Source organism: Pseudoalteromonas sp. GW168-MNA-CIBAN-0100, from assembly GCF_040309225.1.
GTDB classification, from domain to species: Bacteria; Pseudomonadota; Gammaproteobacteria; order Enterobacterales; family Alteromonadaceae; genus Pseudoalteromonas; species Pseudoalteromonas arctica.
Genome location: NZ_JBEOOL010000907.1, coordinates 1 through 248, shown reverse-complemented (window position 1 = coordinate 248; position 248 = coordinate 1). Strand labels below are relative to the sequence as shown.

Annotated in this window: 1 pseudogene; it reads right to left on the bottom strand. The window is 41.1% G+C overall.

Annotated elements, in window-relative coordinates:
- A pseudogene (locus AAEY62_RS23955) lies at nt 1-248 on the bottom strand (type IV pilus biogenesis/stability protein PilW); the annotation flags it as partial.

Here is a 248-nt window from a genome sequence, read left to right as displayed (position 1 = left end):
ACATTGTATCGTACCGAAATGCTAAATAGGTTTTCACCAAACTCTATAATATGAAACGGGACTGTAAGCGGCGCAACCTTAGGGTTGAGCATAGGTAGCTTATTGTCGTTACTTGTTGGCGCATTTCTCAGCTCTATGGTGTCAAGTTCGTTGCTGTTATTGCTAGCAAATACATCTGCATTTTTAGTGGGCTTATAAAAAACCACCTGACCATTATTACTAGGTTGAGCACTCGCTTGGCTGAAAGT